Source organism: Pseudoalteromonas sp. APC 3893, assembly GCF_030408095.1.
Taxonomy (GTDB): Bacteria; Pseudomonadota; Gammaproteobacteria; order Enterobacterales; family Alteromonadaceae; genus Pseudoalteromonas.
This window is the reverse complement of the sequence record NZ_JASDCD010000002.1, coordinates 353561-369019: the sequence shown is the minus strand read 5'-3', so window position 1 is coordinate 369019 and position 15459 is coordinate 353561. Positions and strand designations below refer to the sequence as shown.

Here is a 15459-nt window from a genome sequence, read left to right as displayed (position 1 = left end):
CCTTAAATATATGGTGCATAAGTACAGTCGTTTACTTGTGCACCTACTTAGATTTGCTTTGTATTTATATAGAGCGCCTATTATTCTAGTCGCATAGGTGTAAACATTTTTAATTGAGTGTGGTAGCTTGACGTTATTAATAACTAAAAATAATAATCGTCAATGGACTTAAAAACAACAACATCAGTTGTAACCCTCAGTAGCAATAGCCTATTTTTGGACGCAACACATTTATCTGAAGACACGCTAAAGATTCAAAAAAAAATCTGGGCTTTAGCTGCTAAGTGCAAAGCAAGCAATGCGTTTATAGATGTAGTACCCGCTATGAACTCCCTGTGCGTATATTTACACAACTCGGATGAACTAGTGCGTTGGCAAAATGAGCTAACAAATTGGTGGCAAGACATCGATACCATGCAACATCAAGGCACACATCATAAAGTTATTACTCATTATGGTGGTGAACATGGACCTGATCTCGACTTTGTTGCGAAAGCACATAATTTAACCACTCATGACGTTATACAGCTGCATAGTAATGCTCGCTATCAAGTACTATTTTTAGGCTTTCAACCAGGCTTTGTATATTTACATGGCTTAACTGAGCAATTACATACTCCACGTAGAGATAATCCACGAACTAAAGTGCCAAAAGGGTCTGTGGCAATAGGTGCTAATCAAACAGGCATCTACCCTGCAGACTCCCCTGGCGGCTGGCACATAATAGGTCATACTGATTTCAACTTATTTGATTACCTTAATAACCCACCAAGTGTTATACAACCTGGTGATACCTTATCGTTTGTTAGTGTGGAGTCTTAATCATGATCACAGTTATTAAGCCGGGTTTATTAATGAGTGTCCAAGATAAAGGACGTACAGGCTTTCGCCATTTAGGTGTTGCTCAATCTGGTGCAATAGATAGCTATGCGATGGTAATAGCCAATCGATTACTTGACAATGCTGATAACGATGCAGTGATTGAAATTACCTTAGGGTTGGCTCAACTCAAATTCGAGTGCGATACCGTTATTGCTTTGATTGGCACTGATATGAAGGCTCATTTAGACGATACAGCTATTTACCCTGGTTGGACATACACCGTCAAAAAGGGGCAAACCATCCGCTTTGCAGCCGCACGTAATGGGTTTAGGGCTTATTTAGCCTGTAAAGGCGGGATCCAGTGTGAAAAAGTAATGAACTCTCGCTCGACTGATTTAGCAGCAGGATTTGGCGGTGCAACTGGCTGCGCTCTTAAAGAGCATGACACACTCGCAATTAAACCATTTACTGAACACTGGCCTAAACTAGGTGCTATATCACCAGCAAAACGTGAAGTGATCCGAATACACCCAAGTATTCATGAAGAATTATTAACACAACACATTATCAATGAATTTAGCAGTAAAAAATGGCACGTAACGCCACAGAGTAACCGAATGGGGGTTCGTTTGAATACTCAATCACAGTCATTATCACACAGCCATTCATTACCTTCACTCGCTGTTGCACCGGGGTCAATTCAACTGCCTCCTAATGGTGAGCCAATTGTATTATTAAATGATGGCCAAACGACAGGTGGTTATCCACTCCTTGGCACAGTCATTGAAGCTGATCTATTTCTATTTGCACAATTAAAACCAGGCGATAGCATTCGCTTTGAATACGTAGATATAGCCACGGCCAATAAAGCAAAAGCAAAATTAGATGCTCACCTTGCTCAGCTATCTCTAGCACTTGAAAATGCAAAACATTAATGCACCAAAATGGAACGCTCAAGCTTTAATCCTGTGAGGATTAGCCCTATAACATAATGGATTAGTGGTTATTTGTGTTTTTCATTGCTTTAAAAGAAGTCGTCAACAAGCTTTAGTGGCCACCTTGGTGCAATGAAGATTATGGTGGTGCATAAATTATTCTAAAAATATTGTAAAAGCTATGTGACTTAGTTAAATATTTCTGTTAAAACAAAGGTTCGCAATTAGGCAAAGCCTGCCTAATTGCACACATGATAGGAATGAGGAGTTACTATGTGTTCAATTTTCGGTGTATTAGACATAAAGTCTGATGCCACACAGTTGCGTAGTCAAGCAATTGAAATGTCAAAGTTATTACGTCACCGAGGGCCTGATTGGTCAGGTGTATATTCATCAGAAAAAGCGATTTTAGTGCATGAACGTTTAGCCATTGTTGGCGTATCAAGCGGTGCTCAACCACTTTATAACCCTGAGAAAACACATATTTTAGCGGTTAACGGTGAAATTTATAATCACAAAGAGTTAGCTGCAAATTTAGAGGCTGATTTTACCTTTCAAACGCAGTCTGATTGCGAGGTCATTCTGGCGCTTTATAAACAAAAGGGCCCTGAATTTTTAGATGATTTAAATGGTATTTTTGCTTTTTGTTTATACGATGAAGAGCAAGATGCGTATCTTATAGGTCGTGATCATATTGGTATAATTCCACTTTATACGGGTCATGATGAGCACGGTAATTTTTATGTTGCTTCTGAATTAAAAGCATTATCACCAATTTGTAAAAGTATTCAGGAGTTTCCTCCTGGTCATTACCTATATAGTAAAGATGGTGAACTTAAACCATATTATAAGCGTGACTGGGAATCATTTGAAGCTGTTAAAGATAATAGCGCTCAAGCTCAAGATGTGAAAGATGCACTTGAAGCTGCCGTTAAACGCCAACTAATGTGCGATGTCCCTTATGGGGTATTACTCTCTGGTGGCCTAGACTCATCAGTTATCTCAGCAATCACACAAAACTTTGCTGCTAAACGTATTGAAGATAATGACGAAAGTGATGCATGGTGGCCCAAATTACATTCTTTTTCTGTTGGTCTAGAAGGCTCACCAGATTTAGCAGCAGCACAAAAAGTGGCTGACATGATAGGCACAGTTCATCACCCTATTCACTTTACTATTCAAGAAGGGATCGATGCGTTAAAAGAAGTGATTTATCATATCGAAACCTATGATGTGACAACTATTAGAGCATCAACACCGATGTATTTAATGGCACGCCAAATTAAAGCCATGGGTATTAAAATGGTACTCTCTGGGGAGGGTGCTGATGAGCTATTTGGTGGTTATTTGTATTTCCACAAAGCACCCAATGCACAGGAATTTCATGAAGAGTTAAACCGCAAAGTATCAAAGTTGCATATGTTTGACTGTTTACGTGCGAATAAATCAATGGCCGCTTGGGGTGTTGAAGCACGTGTACCATTCCTCGATAAAGAATTTGTTGATGTGGCCATGCGTATCAATCCTGAAGCTAAAATGTGTAAAGACGGTAAAATTGAAAAACACATTCTGCGTGAAGGTTTTGATGGCTATTTACCTGATGAGGTACTTTGGCGTCAAAAAGAGCAATTCTCTGATGGCGTTGGTTACAGCTGGATTGACACTTTAAAAGAGTATGTTGCTGAGCAAGTAAGTGACCAAGAATTAGCAAATGCTAAATTTAAGTACCCTATTAATACACCAGATTCAAAAGAAGCGTATTTTTATCGCTCAATTTTTGAGTCACACTTCCCGGGTGACGCAGCCGCTAAATGTGTGCCGCATGGTAAATCTGTTGCATGTTCCACACCTGAAGCTCTGGCATGGGATGCATCGTTTCAAAATAATGCGGATCCATCTGGTCGCGCGGCCGGTATCCATAACGATGCCTATACACAAAAACAATAAACCTCACGGTCTATTAAATTTACACCGGTACAAAACAAGACGTTTTGTACTGGTGGCTCAGCAACAAACTGTTTTTACCCATCCTAGCACTAAGAAAGCGGGCTCATCAGCACTGATTGTGTTACATCAGACAGGGCTAAGCACTTACATGATGCAGCAAGTTGCGCGCACGTCACAGCAATCTGCGACTGTTTTTATAAATGTAAAATATAGCACCCAAGTTCTTTGCCCTATTCGTTGGTTTAATCAAAGTAATGAAATTAAACGCTGTGGTCATGGGACCTTAGCGGCAGCATTATTTTTGCAGCAGTATCAAGGTTATTACCCTCACCAATTTATAAGCCTAAGCGGTGAAATCTTTAAAATAACCTATAAATTAAAACAATTACGGCTGAGTATGGCGCAAATAGCTAGCAAAGAAGTTACCCCGCATAAGGCTGTCGTAAAGGCAATCAATAGCACTGTTTTACGCAGCTACACAAGTGCAGAGGAAGGTGGCTACACCACCGTCATTTTAGATGACAGCCAGCCATTGAGTACTCGTTCGATATTGACCAAACCTATTTTATCGGCTCCAACGGCTCTTATCGTTTTGCAAAAAGATAGCAAAACACAGCAATGGTATTTTAGATACTTCGCCCCTTATTACGGTATAGACGAAGACCAAGCAACAGGTTCAGCCGTTAGCATTATAGCCCCCATCATTAAGCAATTAACAACACAAAATAAAGGCGTCATCATTCAAGCATCTAAAAATGGCGCACGGTTAAACTATCACTTAACCTGTCAAAGTGTGCTGCTATATTAATTCTGCGGTCGTAATAAGCACAATGCAAAATAATTATTGCAGTCTTGCCACGTGTGAGCCAGTGTTAAATTAGCTTGTTCAGCTAATTGAGCAAACGAGTCAACTGTGTACTTATGTGAATTTTCAGTGTGTATGCTTTCACCTTGAGCAAATTCAAACAAATGATTATTGATGACAACACTTTGCTCACATTGACTCACCAAATGCATTTCAATTCGGCTGTGTTGTTCGTTAAATCTGGATTGATGGTTAAAGCCTGACAAATTAAACGTGCCATTGAGCTCATTATTAATACGTTGTAGTAAATTTTTATTAAACTGCGCCGTCACCTCGGCTTTATCATCATAGGCATCTAACAGTACCTGACGTTCTTTAACTAAATCTATGCCTATTAACACATAGCCGTTTAAACCACATAAGCGATGGAAGTTTTTCATAATCTCTATCGCTTTAATAGGTGCAAAGTTTCCAAGAGTTGAACCTGGAAAATAAACTAGATTGGTTTGGTTATCTAAAGCAGTATCTTTGGCTAACTGCTTTACCATTTGACTATGGGTAAAATCCCCCAGTAAGGGAGAAATTACCAATTCAGGAAATAAAGGCGATAAGTGCGCGAGCGAGTAATTAAGCATTTCTTTTGATATTTCAAACGGAACGAATGTTTTTACATTGGCCAAATGCGCTAATAAATATGCAACCTTTTTACCTGAACCACATCCGGGCTCTATGATTGATAAATTTTCTGGCAACATTTTCGCAATGTCGTGGGAATATTGCTCTAAAATAGCAAGCTCAGTTCGGGTGACATAATATTCACTTAACGCGGTAATTTGTTCAAATAGTGCTGCGCCTCTATCATCATAAAAATATTTACACGGCAATGACTTTTGTTGTTGACTTAGGCCATCCAACACATCATTTAAAAAGCTTTCATCTGTTATATGCTGTTCGCTAACGACCTTTAACTGGCTCATACATTATCCCTCGCTAACCTAATTCCACTTTGCATCCACGCTTGATGTGGATAATAAAAATTTCTATATGTAGTGCGTAAATGACCATTAGGAGTTAATGCACAACCGCCTCTAAGCACCATTTGATTATTCATAAATTTACCGTTGTACTCGCCGGCAACTCCCGCAATCGGTTTAAACCCCGGATAAGGTAAATAAGCACTGTTTGTCCATTGCCAGCAGTTGTCATGTAACTGAACTAATTCTGGGCAATGTTGTTGTGCTGCATGCTCCCATTCAAACTCGGTGGGCAATCTTGCGTTGGCAAAACAGGCATAGGCTGACGCTTCATAAAAGCTAACATGGCTGACAGGTAAATCCATCGCTAAGGGTTGCAGGCCATACAAAGTAAATTCATACCACTTGTCATTAATACAATGCCAGTATAAAGGGCATCTTGCATGTGTGCTTTGTAATAAAGCCCATCCATCACTAAGCCAATATTTAGGCTGTTGGTAGCCTTGCTCGTTGATAAACGCTAAATATTCACCATTGGTAACTAAGCGATTAGCCACACTAAATGGTTGCAGTAAAACTGGATGTGTTGGCTGTTCATTATCGTAGGAAAATCCACAGCCTTGTGTTGCCCCAATTTCAGTAATACTTTGCTCAAAATCAATATAATGAATGCTTTTTACAGGTGCACTTTCAACTATTTTACAGTCGATGTGTTGATAGGCTGGAAATGATGGATTAATCGAAAAGTTATACTTTATATCCATGAGCATCAACTCTTGATGCTGCTGTTCATGGTTTAAGCCAAGTTCCAATAGTTCATTTAGAGTAGTATTGACTGATAATAATGTCTGTAATGCATCATCAACATACGCTCGATATTCAAGTACTGTATCTAAACTTGGCCGAGAAAGAGTCCCTCTATTTGCGCGACTAAATTGCTCACCAATGCCATTATAATAAGAATTAAATAGCACCGAAAAACACTCATCAAACACCTTGTAGTTGTTCATATGAGGTAACAATAAGAAAGTTTCGAAAAACCACGTGGTATGAGCAAGATGCCATTTCATCGGGCTAACATCACTCATCGCTTGAAGCTGACAATCCTCCGCACTCAATGGTGCAATAAGCGATAAAGAATCTTGTCTCACTTTTTTATAGTACGCGATTAATGATTGTGTACTGTTTGCGGTCATATCATCCCTCATTTACCTATTGACTTACTATAGTCTAACTTTAGTTAAAACACATTGAAGTGACACTTAGATGAAATATTAATTAGACTTATATGTTTATTGATTTAAATACATTTATTTTTATGCGTTGCCATGACAGCCAGATACTGATCCTGTAAGCTATTAACTACCGTAATGGCTATAATTCAGCACTTTAGCGACTTTACATTTACAATTTTTCGTTTGCTTCTACACTTTAGCAAGTAACCTAACACTAATTTTTAGTTAGTCATCGAAATAATATCTTGGTGGGTTAAAGCTGAATAAACCATTAAAATAAACGGAAATACAACAAAAGAGGTTTTTCATGAGTGATAATCATGACAAATATAGTATCGATAATACGGACTACACTGTAGGCCAAGACAATATCCAAAAATGGGGATTTGACGTACATAACCCTGTTTTTGGCACTAGCGCTGGCTTAATTTTAATTTTTTTAATTGCGGTGTTAGTGAGTGATCCTGACTCAGCAAAAGCAAGCCTCGATGGGATCAAGTTAAGCATATTAAATAACTTTGATAGTTTTTTAATGTGGTCTGCTAACATTTTTTTATTATTTTGTATCGGCCTTATTTTTTCACCGTACGGTAAAATTCGCCTTGGCGGTGTAAATGCACGTCCTACTCACTCTCGCCTCTCCTGGATGGCAATGCTATTTGCAGCAGGTATGGGGATCGGCTTGATGTTTTGGGGGGTTGCAGAGCCCGTTGCTTACTTTACCGGCTGGTACGAAACTCCATTAAATGTGACTCCTAATACCCCAGAGGCAGCTAAATTGGCGATGGGCGCCACTATGTTCCATTGGGGTCTACATCCATGGGCTATCTATGCTGTTGTTGCCTTATCTCTTGCCTTTTTTACTTATAACAAAGGGTTACCCCTTTCTATACGTTCGATTTTTTATCCTATATTAGGTGATAGAACGTGGGGCTGGCCCGGCCACCTAATTGATATTTTAGCAGTACTGGCCACCTTATTTGGTTTAGCTACTTCTCTGGGGCTCGGAGCACAACAAGCATCTGCCGGTATTAACCATGTATTTGGTATTGAATCTGGTGTTGGTTTACAAATTATAGTGATTGCTGTAGTAACATTATTAGCAATAATTTCTGTGGTACGTGGAATTGATGGTGGTGTAAAACTATTAAGTAATATTAATATGTTAATCGCCTTTGCTTTGATGGCATTTGTTTGTTTAGTTGGCTTTGCTGCTGCAATGGGTAATATTCCAACCACGATAATGGGTTATGTTGAAAACATTGTACCATTAAGTAACCCACATGGCCGTGAAGATGAAACTTGGATGCACGGTTGGACTGTATTCTATTGGGCTTGGTGGATTTCATGGTCCCCGTTTGTTGGTATGTTCATCGCACGTGTATCAGAAGGTCGTACAATTCGTGAATTCTTAATTGCCGTGTTATTAATTCCAACACTGGTTACGATACTTTGGATGTCTATCTATGGCGGTATTGCAATTGACCAAGTAGTCAGTGGTGTTGGTAAGCTTGGTACAGATGGTTTAACGCAAGTCCCCCTTGCCATGTTTGAAATGTTTGACGAGCTGCCATTAGCCAAATTACTCTCTTTCACTGCTGTAGTGTTAGTCTTGGTGTTCTTTATTACCTCATCTGATTCCGGTTCATTGGTTATCGACTCAATCACCGCGGGTGGTAAAGTTGATGCGCCAGTACCACAACGTATTTTTTGGGCATCAATTGAAGGTGCAATTGCCGCAACGTTATTGTGGATTGGCGGAACACAAGCGATGGAGGCACTGCAAGCCGGTGCTGTTTCTACAGGCTTGCCATTTACCGTGGTCTTATTACTTATGTGCGTGAGTTTATTGCTAGGTCTTAGAACTGAGCCTAGAAGCTAAGCAATGTAAACTAAAATATAAAGACGCCGCTTTTAGCGGCGTTTTTTATATCCATAAATTACCAAGAGGTGTGTCTTGGCGATAATGATGGGCTAATTGTGCTTGTAATAATTCGGCGGTAGCTAACGCATCATTCAGCGCATTATGATTTTGGTACGCCGGCAATGAATAGCGCGTTCGTGAGTTAGCCAACCTAACAGAGTCTAGTTTAGTATTAAATAGCCGTCCAATTAGTCCCTGCCTTGCTTTTAATGCTCGTTTTTCTAATTCAAGGGTGTCAATCACCGCAAACTCAAGTCCTTCCCCTAACCGAGCTTTCAGTGCTTGATATAAAAAGTGTCGTTCAATTGGGGCAAAATGGACCACTATTACTTTGCCTTTAAGTGCATTTAATAACGGTGTAATAATTTCTGAAAAATCTGGCGCGTTAATTAACTCTGAATGAGTGATACCGTGAATAACAATGGACTCTTCGGCTAGTTTTTGTTGCGGCTTTACCAACCAGTGTTGACTGTCTCGACAATATATACGGCGGCTATCAAAGGGGATCAAGCCCACACTGACAATATCATCAGAACCATAATTTAGACCGGTCGTTTCAAAATCTAGTGCCACTAAAGGAACATCACTTATAGGCTTAGTTTCGTCAACAACTACATCTTGATAATAAGCTTGAATACACTGGTTTTGCGCTTCATTTTGTAGCTGTAAATACCGTTCACGCCAATCAACTTTATTCGCTACCATGCTATTTAATACCTGAGTTAGCAGAATATTTAAATTTAAGAAAGTTTTGCGCTTTATCTAAAATTGCAAAGGCTTCCTTTAAATTGCGCTGTTCAAATGGAGATAGCAGGTGCGGCTCTAAGTCGTTATCAGGTTCCTCATTGAGCTGCTCTATTTGCCAAGCTTGGTGGCGAATACGTACCATGGCTATATATTCTAAGGCGTCACGTAAATCTTGCGCTTTGCCATCCGGTAACAGTTTTGCATCAATAATATCTTCTAAACGCTCAAATGAGTTTTGTTTACGTGAACCCACAGCCAATGCATGCACGCGAATAACATCAGACAGCGGTGCTGTACCGCGACGCTTTAAGTTCATTGAGCGTTTATGCTGGCCATTATGTTCAAGTACAAAGTCCTTAAAAAAACCTAATGGCGGTGTGCGATTACGTGCATTAGCGGCCATGTTTGCTAAAAAACGTTTATTATTACGCCCTTCTTTAGCGATAAAGCGTTGCAGTTCTTGCGCCCATTTTACTTTTCCGTGTACTCCATCTAAATCAAAAAATATCGCGCTATTGAGCAAAGCTTGTGGTTTAGGCTCTGCTATCCATCCTGCAAATTGCTGCTGCCATTGCTCTCGAGTTAATCGCCATTTTTTAAATGAAGCCATGATTTCGCCATCACAATATTTATAACCACACAATGCTAGGCCATCACACACTAAGTCAGCCAGTTTTTGGAAATAGTCATCGTGTTTGTCTTCATCAAAGCTATTATCAAGAATAATTGCGTTATCTTGATCTGTCACAATAAGCTGCTCATCTCGAGCCATAGAACCTAAAGCAATAAAACAATAAGGCACAGGCGGTGGACCAAGCTGCTCTTCTGCTAGAGTTAATAAACGTTGTTTGAAGGTTCGACCAATAACAGCCATTGCAGTGCCGATCATATGAGAATTTGCATCTTCATTCACCATACGAACAAATACATTTGGTAGCTGACGGGCATAATAAGCGAGATCCTCAACTGAGGGTTGTGCTAAAATGCCGCGAACAAGTAATAAACTGCTTTGGGATTCGTAGCGTAAAATATCAGACAGTGAAATAACACCTATCGGCTTTTTCTTTACGACCACAGGTAAATGGTGGATATTGTCTCTTAACATGGCAAGCACCGCTTCAAACACATATGCATTACTGTCGAGCAGGATCAGATCCGTTTGCATAATTTGTTGAGCGGGCTGAGCAAAATCTAAACCAAGGGCGATGACTTTACTGCGTAAATCACGGTCAGTAATAATACCCACAACTTGTCCATCATCGTCTTCTGGATCATCGCTGATTGGTTTATCGACGTCAGTGACGAGGACCGAAGAAACTGATTCGTCCGTCATTATTTGAGCAACATGCTGTATGCTTGCATCCTTTGCTACCGTTACCACATCTCGGTGTAATAATGATTTTACTTTTGCAGTAGTTAAATCATTACCATCAGCTTGTTCTACGATTGCCTGATGAAGCCTTACTGTGCCATTGGCTTCAAAGTAATCTGCAAACGCTTCATATTTATCACAATATTCAGTGAAAATATCAATGTTAATACAATACAGTAAGGTATCTTCGAGCGCTTTAGCTGGGTAACGAACCTTTCGGTTCATTAATAAGCCCATTTGGCCGAATATACCACCGACGGTCAGGCGATTATCAAGCTCACCATCGCGACGATACGTTTCTACAGCACCACTGCGTATAACGTATAAGTCACTGATATCATCTCCATATTCATGGATTGTCGTTTGCGCACGATAATACGAGACCTCAACTTGGCAGGCTATGTGATTTAGGGCATCTTCTGGTAAGTCATCAAATGGAGCATACTCATTGAGGAAACTGGCGATATCAACGTGTTCGGCTTGCATTACACTGTCCGTTTATTAAAGCATTTTGTTGATTGTGAGCTTAATCGGCTATTTTTTCAAAGAAAAATAGCCGATCACCGGCTTAAAGTTTTTAGGCTTGCTCTAACTCCTGCGCTAACTGTTTCGTTTCATCACCACGAGGCTTAGTAAAACGCGCTAAACCAAGGTAAATAACCGGCGTTAAATACAAGGTAAATAATACCGCTAACGCTAAACCACCAAAGACAACCCAACCTATTGCGTTACGAGCTTCGGCGCCTGCACCGCTAGACATAATAAGCGGTAATGCTCCTAGCAATGTTGAGATCAAGGTCATTGTGATTGGTCTTAATCTCACTAATGCAGCCTGTTCCACCGCCTTTCTAACTGTCATGCCTTGATCCCGTAACTGATCAGCAAACTCAACAAGTAAAATCGCATTTTTTGCGATAAGCCCTATCAGCATAACTAAGCCAATTTGTGAATAAATGTTGAGGGAAGTGCCTGTTAAATACAAGGCAAGTATCGCTGAAGTAATACCAAATGGCACCGTTATCATCACCACAACAGCACTATTTACATTTTCAAATTGCGCTGCTAATACTAAAAATACAATTAAGAAGGCCAGCACATAGGTCATGAGCACTTCATTAGAGGTTTCTTCAAAAGTTAATGCTTCACCTTTGAAAGCAAGACTAATTCCGCTAGGTAATGATTGCTCTGAAATATCACGTAATTGCGTAACAAGCTCAGCAATACTCATATCCGTTGGCAGTTCCATATCAAGCTCAATGGCACGGCGTTGAGCATGACGTTCAAGCTCTGCTGCAACCCCTTCTTCTGTTATATGCGCAACACTGCTTAACGGAACTAATTGGTTGTTTCTCGCACTGACATATAAATTGGCTAAATCACTTGGATCACGAATCGTCTGGTTTTGCGCTTGCAATATAATAGGCACAGATTGATCGCCAATATTTAAATCAGCAATATCATCCCCATTAATAGCAGCACGTAATGTTATGGCAATATCACTCAGTGCAACCCCAAGCTCTTCTGCTCGTCGTCTATCGATGTTCACCCTTAATTGTGGTTGCGATGGTTGATAAGAAACACGTACTGAGCCTACACCTGGTAATGCTTGCTCAATCTGTGCGGCAAAGTCTTGCGCAGCAGCAAAAATACGTTTGTAATCTTGCCCCAATAAAGCAAGCTCAATGCCCCCACCTTGACCACGTAGATTTAAGCTATTAGAGCCATTAGGCCGACCAGCAGCGCCAGGAATAGCACCGAGTGGTTCACGAATTTTATCGATAATTTCTTGCTGTGTAAAATGACGCTCATCCCAATGTTTTAATGGAACAGTTATAAAAACAATATTTGGATCCCATTGACCCACCACTGTATAAATAGATTCAATCTCACCACTTTCAACATAAGGGAGTAGAATATCTTCCATTTGAATAGCTTGGCGGTCCATAAAGTTAAGGCCGACGCCATCTGGACCTCGAGAGAAGATTCTGATTTTTCCGCGATCTTCACTTGGCAATAATTCATTGTCTAAATTTAGATAGAGTGCACCAGAGCCTGCTGCGACCAATAAGGATGCAACAAACGTCAACCATGCGTGATCAAGCACCCAGTGAATAGTTTTAGAGTAAATACTCGCAAGCCAATGACCAAATTTTGCAAATGGGTGCCAGCCCCCCTGCTTTAATTTAAGTTTAGAAGTCAGCGCAGGCACTAAAGATAACGCAACAAAACTAGAAATGATCACTGCGCCGGCTAACACACCACCAAACTCTCTAAATAAACGCCCTGCTGTAGAAGGTAAAAACGCAATCGGCACGAACACCGCCGCCAATACGGCTGTTGTTGCAATAACAGCAAAAAATACTTCTCGCGTTCCAACCACAGCCGCTGCACGACGGCCAAGACCTAAACCCCGTTGCCTCTGAATATTTTCACTGACCACAATGGCATCATCCACAATCAAACCAGTAGCTAGCACAAGGGCTAATAAAGTAAGAATATTAATTGAAAAACCAAGCGCCCAAATTAATGCTAAAGAGCCCACTAAAGCAACAGGAATGGCAAAAGCAGGTACTAAGGTTGCACGCCATGAGCCAATGAATACCCATAAGGTAATCACCACCAACAAAATGGTTAATATTAATGAACTGATCACTTCGTCTACAGAACTACGAATAAACTGCGCGTCGTCAGAGGTGAGAGTAAATTCAAGTTCAGGAAATCGAACTTTCATTTTTTCAAGCAACCTAAGGACTTCATCTGAAATTTCAATAGTATTTGATTGTGCCTGTCGGATGACTTCCATCCCTATTACTGGCTTGCCATTTAAACGTACCATAGAGCGTGGATCAGCAGGACCAAAATACACCGCGGCTATATCACCAATGCGAGTATCTTCTCGTATTATGATATCTGCAACTTGTTCCGCCGTAATAGAGGTTGCATCTGCGCGTACAATAACTTGCTGATCCGTAGATTTTAAACTCCCGGCAGGTACATCAAACGGCGCTTGGCGCAGGACTTCAGCAACATCAGGGACGGTTAAATTAAAACTGGTGAGTTTTAGTGGGTCTAAACGAACACGTAGAACCCGTTGACGGTCACCATTTAATCGCACATCAGCTACACCTGGTATGGTTAAAAATTGTGGCGCTAAATCAACCTCGACCAATTCTGTTAAAGCTTCAAGGGGTAAGGATTCGCTCGAAACCGTTAACGATACAACAGCTTCGGCGTCGTTATCTGCTTTAATAATTGATACCCGCTCGACTTCTTCAGGGAGCTCTCGCTGTACACGTGCAACAGACTCACGCGTTTCATTTGCTGCATCATCTAAATTGATACCCGGTCTAAATTCAACAACAATACGTGCGTTACCTTCCTCACTTTGCGCACGAATGGTTTTAACCCCACTGACTCGGGCAACAGCCCCTTCAAGCTTACCTGTAACCTCAGTATCTACGGTCTCAGGTGAGCCCCCCGGAAACGAAGCAGAGACAGTGATCCTAGGGGTATCAACATCTGGTAACTCCCTGACTTCAACACCTGCAATTGCAGCTATACCGGCAATTATAATTAATAAATTAAGGACAACAATTAAAACAGGCCGACGTATTGCCATTGAAGGCAAATCTTGCATCATAGGTTGCTGTTTCATAGCTACTCCTGAGTGTGTGCAAGTGGCGATTGAAAACTAAGCGCTTGTTGTGCTCGTAAACGCTGTACACCTTCAACAACTAAAATATCGTCTTTCCCAAGTGACCCTGATACTAATAAGCGCCCTGCAAGACGTTGTTCAATTTTAACATCTACCCGTGTTGCTTTATCATCAACGCTTGTCCATACATAGGGTCCTGTTGCGCCCCACAATAAAGCGGCTTCTGGTACAGCAGCAAAACTTTGTCCTAACACCTCAATGTGAACACGAAAGCTCATACCAGGTAAAAACTCATTATTTGAATTATCTAGTTTTACTTTGACCCGTAGAGTACGTGTTTGCGGGTCAATTCGAGAATCTAAGTACGCAATTTCAGCATCCACTGACTGGCTGCTTTGCCATGGTAAAACATGCACACTGCCCTTGTTTCTTAACATACTAATAGCAGATTCAGGTGCATTAAAATTAATATACAATGCGCGAGTATCATCAATAGTAGCGATTGCTGTTTGCGGTGTGATCCGATCACCGACCTCAATATCAGTAAGGCCCATAATGCCATCAAAAGGGGCACGTACTTGACGGTCTTCAAACTCGGTTTCGGCTTGAGTAACAGTCACTTTAGCAAGTTCAGTTATTGTTTTAGCATCGTCTAAATCACTTTGAGGTACAGCTCCTTTTGCATGACTTTGCATTAGGCGAGTTTGAATACGTTGGCTATCTGCTAATTTTATTCTCGCTTCTTCAAGCGCAGCTTTTTGTCGACGAGAATCAAGCTCCAATAAGACATCTCCAGCAGACACTTTGTCGCCGGGTTTGAAATGAACCGCGGTGACTTTATCACCAACAGCTGGATACAGCGTAACAGAACGAATTGCTTCGGCATTTCCGACAGCTTGAACTTGTTCTTTTGCACGCTCCATTGTAACGTGTTCTACAATTACGTTAGCGCTATTCGCTTGAGTACTTACCCCAGTTAACGTACACAAAACACTAAATAAAAGAACTCGAAATTTCAAAAGATCACCTAATTAATTATTATT

The 15459-nt window shown here is 40.7% G+C and carries 11 protein-coding genes; 5 read left to right on the top strand and 6 right to left on the bottom strand.

From position 1 onward, the window contains the following. The first annotated feature begins 162 nt into the window (after positions 1 to 162). The 4 genes from pxpB to QMA12_RS05670 all read left to right on the top strand — a co-directional run bounded on the left by pxpB (position 163) and on the right by QMA12_RS05670 (position 4512). Complete coding sequence (gene pxpB / locus QMA12_RS05685; protein ID WP_087534061.1) at positions 163 to 822, top strand: 5-oxoprolinase subunit PxpB; 660 nt, start codon at positions 163 to 165, stop codon at positions 820 to 822. A 2-nt stretch (positions 823 to 824) separates the two neighbouring features. Next, complete coding sequence (locus tag QMA12_RS05680; protein WP_087534062.1) at positions 825 to 1757, top strand: biotin-dependent carboxyltransferase family protein; 933 nt, start codon at positions 825 to 827, stop codon at positions 1755 to 1757. Positions 1758 to 2030: 273 nt separating this feature from the next. Further along, positions 2031 to 3704: an asparagine synthase B gene (gene asnB / locus QMA12_RS05675; RefSeq protein ID WP_087534063.1), complete on the top strand. Its 1674-nt coding sequence runs from the start codon at positions 2031 to 2033 to the stop codon at positions 3702 to 3704. A 52-nt stretch (positions 3705 to 3756) separates the two neighbouring features. Further along, a complete protein-coding gene (locus QMA12_RS05670) occupies positions 3757 to 4512 on the top strand; it encodes a PhzF family phenazine biosynthesis protein (protein ID WP_290209026.1) in 756 nt (251 codons plus the stop codon). On the opposite strand, the gene egtD is transcribed toward QMA12_RS05670, so the two are convergent. Then, positions 4509 to 5486, bottom strand: coding sequence for an L-histidine N(alpha)-methyltransferase (gene egtD, locus QMA12_RS05665; protein WP_290209025.1), 978 nt, complete (start codon positions 5484 to 5486; stop codon positions 4509 to 4511). The genes QMA12_RS05670 and egtD overlap by 4 nt on opposite strands. Next, positions 5483 to 6691, bottom strand: a complete 1209-nt coding sequence (gene egtB / locus QMA12_RS05660; RefSeq protein WP_290209024.1) for an ergothioneine biosynthesis protein EgtB — start codon at positions 6689 to 6691, stop codon at positions 5483 to 5485. The genes egtD and egtB overlap by 4 nt, the downstream gene beginning before the upstream one ends. A 334-nt stretch (positions 6692 to 7025) precedes the next feature. Here egtB and QMA12_RS05655 point away from each other — a divergent pair, with 334 nt between their 5' ends. Further along, entirely contained in the window at positions 7026 to 8600 is a 1575-nt protein-coding gene (locus tag QMA12_RS05655) for a BCCT family transporter (RefSeq protein ID WP_290209023.1), read from the top strand. 45 nt (positions 8601 to 8645) lie between these two features. Here QMA12_RS05655 and QMA12_RS05650 read toward each other — a convergent pair whose 3' ends face one another. From QMA12_RS05650 to QMA12_RS05635, 4 genes are all read right to left on the bottom strand, one after another. After that, positions 8646 to 9347 (bottom strand): 3'-5' exonuclease, encoded by a 702-nt coding sequence (locus QMA12_RS05650; protein ID WP_087534147.1) that lies wholly within the window; start codon positions 9345 to 9347, stop codon positions 8646 to 8648. A 1-nt stretch (position 9348) separates the two neighbouring features. Next, positions 9349 to 11247, bottom strand: coding sequence for a DUF294 nucleotidyltransferase-like domain-containing protein (locus QMA12_RS05645; RefSeq protein WP_290209022.1), 1899 nt, complete (start codon positions 11245 to 11247; stop codon positions 9349 to 9351). 91 nt (positions 11248 to 11338) lie between these two features. After that, positions 11339 to 14416, bottom strand: coding sequence for an efflux RND transporter permease subunit (locus QMA12_RS05640; protein WP_290209021.1), 3078 nt, complete (start codon positions 14414 to 14416; stop codon positions 11339 to 11341). A gap of 2 nt (positions 14417 to 14418) precedes the next feature. Then, a complete protein-coding gene (locus QMA12_RS05635) occupies positions 14419 to 15435 on the bottom strand; it encodes an efflux RND transporter periplasmic adaptor subunit (protein WP_176372584.1) in 1017 nt (338 codons plus the stop codon). Positions 15436 to 15459: the final 24 nt, after the last annotated feature.

What these genes read in the sequence shown, in the direction of transcription:
- pxpB (WP_087534061.1), top strand. Translation starts at nt 163, where the DNA reads ATGGACTTAAAAACAACAACATCAGTTGTAACCCTCAGTAGCAATAGC.
- QMA12_RS05680 (WP_087534062.1), top strand. Translation starts at nt 825, where the DNA reads ATGATCACAGTTATTAAGCCGGGTTTATTAATGAGTGTCCAAGATAAA.
- asnB (WP_087534063.1), top strand. Translation starts at nt 2,031, where the DNA reads ATGTGTTCAATTTTCGGTGTATTAGACATAAAGTCTGATGCCACACAG.
- egtD (WP_290209025.1), bottom strand. Translation starts at nt 5,486, where the DNA reads ATGAGCCAGTTAAAGGTCGTTAGCGAACAGCATATAACAGATGAAAGC.
- egtB (WP_290209024.1), bottom strand. Translation starts at nt 6,691, where the DNA reads ATGAGGGATGATATGACCGCAAACAGTACACAATCATTAATCGCGTAC.
- QMA12_RS05655 (WP_290209023.1), top strand. Translation starts at nt 7,026, where the DNA reads ATGAGTGATAATCATGACAAATATAGTATCGATAATACGGACTACACT.
- QMA12_RS05650 (WP_087534147.1), bottom strand. Translation starts at nt 9,347, where the DNA reads ATGGTAGCGAATAAAGTTGATTGGCGTGAACGGTATTTACAGCTACAA.
- QMA12_RS05645 (WP_290209022.1), bottom strand. Translation starts at nt 11,247, where the DNA reads ATGCAAGCCGAACACGTTGATATCGCCAGTTTCCTCAATGAGTATGCT.
- QMA12_RS05640 (WP_290209021.1), bottom strand. Translation starts at nt 14,416, where the DNA reads ATGAAACAGCAACCTATGATGCAAGATTTGCCTTCAATGGCAATACGT.